Here is a 2,567-nt window from a genome sequence, read left to right as displayed (position 1 = left end):
TGAATTGCGCACCCGTTCACCGATTTTCACGCATCTTTCTCGCCTATCTGTGCGTTCAGCATGGCGTAAAGCGCTTCAGCCTGATCGTGCAGATGCTCACAGCAGCCGGCTGCCTCATCCAGATCCATCTGTTCGAGCCGTTCGAGGAGGAGGAGTGTCTGTGAGCGGATAAATTTGGCCATGTTGAGGGCGGCGGATTCCTGTCTGGTCACTGGTGATTTTCCCCGTCTGGTGATGATTTTTGCGTGAAAAGAGCATGCCGTCATTCTGGTGCATAGTCATGCATGCCGTTAAAATTTAACAGGCGCGTTTCTGACGGGTTCCGGGGTGGTTTGTTGTGGTTTTTGTCATGGTTCCGTCAGAAACGCGCTGAGCGCGTCTGAGGCGGTGCGGGCAACGGATGTTATGGTAAATTCTTGGGGGCTTGATTATAAAATACCGCACTTCCTCTTATGTCTTGTGCTTTTTAGACAACCCTGAAAGCTTTTAGCTTTGGTGATGCAATTTGCTGGGATTTTGGCGGAGAACCACAGGTAAAGAAAAAGGCCACATTAGCGGCCTTTTTCGGAGAATATGCTCAGTGCGGAATTTCGGAGACTTCTTTAACGTCGGTTTTATTGATCTGCTGTTTGACACCATTCGCGTCTGTATAGCCAAGCAGGCCTGAGTCTGATTCTTTAGGTTTGCCGTCGCTGACAATAGTGCGACCGTCATTGGTGTGTATGGCATAGCTTGTGCGCGTGCAGCCGGTGAGGGCTGAAAGCGCAACTGCCGCTGCGAACACTGAAACAAAAATCTTTTTCAAAGCCAGCTCCTTTTATCCATATCAGTTTTGGTCACTAACCATCTAACTATAGGTTATTTTTTATGTGAAAAGAGGCTTGATGGTGGGCTGTATATCGAGTTAGGCGCGAGGTGCTATGGTCAAAGTGTGGTGTCAAGCGGGGAGGAGGCTTATATGAGATGTAATCCAGCAGATACATATACCAAGATGATTTAAGTATTCCTCTTTGTGAGGTTGGATGTCTAATTTATAAAGGATCTTCTTGAGATCCTTTTTTTTCGCGCGTAATCTCTTGCCCTGTAAACGAAAAAACCACCCTGGCAGGTGGTTTTTCGAAGGTTAGGTAATCCTGGCAGATCCCCTAACCGTGGTAACAGTCTTGTGCGAGACATGTCACCAAATTTGTCCTTTCAGTGTAGCCTCACTAAGGCCGCCACTTCAAGAACTCTTGATACATCTCTCGCACATCCTGTTTACCAATGGCCGTTGCCAATGGCGATTAGTCGTGTCTTTCCGGGTTGGACTCAAGTTGATAGTTACCGGATAAGGCGCAGCGGTCGGACTGAACGGGGGGTTCGTGCATACAGTCCATCCTGGAGCGAACTGCCTTCCCGGAACTGAGTGTCAGGCGTGGAATGAGAAACCGCGGCCATAACAGCGGAGTGACACCGGTAAACCGAAAGGCAGGAATGCGGGGGAGCACGAGGGAGCCACCAGGGGGAAACGCCTGGTATCTTTAAGCCGCATCGGGTTTCGCCACCACTGATTTGAGCGTCAGATTTCGTGATGCTTGTCAGGGGGGCGGAGCCTATGGAAAAACGGCTTTGCCGTGGCCTTATGCCTTTTTCGCTAAGAACCTTCCTGGCATTCTCCAGGAAATTTCTGCTCTGTACGTAAGCCCGTACCGCTCGCCGCAGCCGAACGACCGAGCGCAGCGAGTCAGTGAGCGAGGAAGCGGAATATCTCCTGTATCACATATTCTGCTGACGCACCGATGCCGCCTTTTTCTCCTGCCACATGAAGCACTTAACTGACATCCGCATCCGTGCCAACATATTAAGCCAGTATACACTCCGCTAGCGCTGCGTGACTGGTCCGGCGCTGCGCCCGGAACCCGCCTGTACCGGTTAAGCAGCCGTTCTGGTCTGACTGCGATTTTTTTCATTCCTGCCCGCTACCCTGTAAACCTTTCTTCTGCGTTGCCGTTAACAGGAGGTAAGCCATGTTTGGTTTTTCCTCCGGAGCCCTGATGACTTTTAATGATGATGAGCGACACCTGCTTGTGTCCGTTGTTTCGGGCTGGCTCCGGCGTGCCGAAGGGGATGCCGGAGCCATGATGCTGGATGCATACCGGCAGATTTTGTCTGAAACCGAACCGGCCGCAAGGGCGGTCATGCTCGAATTTCTTGAATCAGTTCGCATTCATTACGTTTCGTCCTGAGCATTTCCTGAAGCATTTCCTGAATTTTTGTCCATACTCAATCCAGGCGGCCGTCACGGACGGTGGTCGTCGTTCCATGATGCTGTTATGGAAGATTGAGAGTAATCTAACTTGATTGAGTTCCGGGCGTGTCGCCCGGTTTTTTTTGCTGTTTCCCGGTGTCCGCTCCCGGACAGGATGTGCATTTGTAATACCGCGCACGCGGCGGCATCACAAATACCCCGTTCAGGGCTGCGCCCCGACACCCCGCCATCGCCTCACGGCCGCGCACTGAATTGCGCACCCGTTCACCGATTTTCACGCATCTTTCTCGCCTATCTGTGCGTTCAGCATGGCGTAAAG

General features: G+C 51.5%; 3 protein-coding genes. 1 reads left to right on the top strand and 2 read right to left on the bottom strand.

Features of this window, described 5'->3' with window-relative positions; all coding sequences use genetic code 11:
* Positions 1-26 precede the first annotated feature (26 nt).
* Together RE027_RS17700 and RE027_RS17695 are read right to left on the bottom strand one after the other, a co-directional pair.
* Positions 27-266: a Rop family plasmid primer RNA-binding protein gene (locus RE027_RS17700; RefSeq protein WP_063151273.1), complete on the bottom strand. Its 240-nt coding sequence runs from the start codon at positions 264-266 to the stop codon at positions 27-29.
* 311 nt (positions 267-577) lie between these two features.
* Positions 578-805, bottom strand: coding sequence for a YgdI/YgdR family lipoprotein (locus tag RE027_RS17695; protein ID WP_021243043.1), 228 nt, complete (start codon positions 803-805; stop codon positions 578-580).
* Positions 806-2,006: 1,201 nt separating this feature from the next.
* On the opposite strand from RE027_RS17695, the gene RE027_RS17690 reads away from it, so the two are divergent.
* A complete protein-coding gene (locus tag RE027_RS17690; RefSeq protein ID WP_182407767.1) occupies positions 2,007-2,225 on the top strand; it encodes a hypothetical protein in 219 nt (72 codons plus the stop codon).
* Positions 2,226-2,567: the final 342 nt, after the last annotated feature.

Source organism: Kocuria sabuli (assembly GCF_040981185.1).
In the GTDB taxonomy this organism is placed as follows: domain Bacteria; phylum Actinomycetota; class Actinomycetes; order Actinomycetales; family Micrococcaceae; genus Kocuria; species Kocuria sabuli.
This window is presented reverse-complemented; position numbering and strand designations above follow the sequence as displayed.